We start from the raw sequence: 417 nt of genomic DNA on the forward strand, positions 1-417 counted from the left end.
TGGATAAGCAGTTCCGCCGACCCAAATTAGCTTCGGGCGTTCCCGCTTGGCGGTCTCGCGCAATTGGTCATAGTCAATTTGCTGCGTCTTTTCGTGCAGTCTGTATGGGACTCGCTGATAATCGGTGCCGGAGAAGTTGACTGCCCAACCGTGCGTCAGATGGCCGCCTTCGGGTAAAGGCAGGCCCATGACTTTGTCTCCGGGAATCAAAAGCGCGCGATAGACAGCCTGATTGGCCGGGGAGCCGGAATATGGCTGGACGTTAGCGTGTTCACAGCCGAATAGCGCCTTCAGGCGCTCGATAGCGACGTTTTCAAGTTCATCGACGATCTCATTTCCGGCGTAGTAGCGCGCACCGGGGTATCCCTCGGCATACTTGTTGGTGAAAATCGACCCGGTCGCTTCCAACACCGCCGC

General features: G+C 57.1%; 1 pseudogene. It reads right to left on the reverse strand.

The features are described 5' to 3' along the window. Window positions 1-417, reverse strand: a pseudogene (glyA, locus tag EOA33_RS38515) (serine hydroxymethyltransferase); the annotation flags it as partial.

Origin of the sequence: Mesorhizobium sp. M4A.F.Ca.ET.050.02.1.1 (genome assembly GCF_003997725.1) — a bacterium.
Classification (GTDB): domain Bacteria; phylum Pseudomonadota; class Alphaproteobacteria; order Rhizobiales; family Rhizobiaceae; genus Mesorhizobium.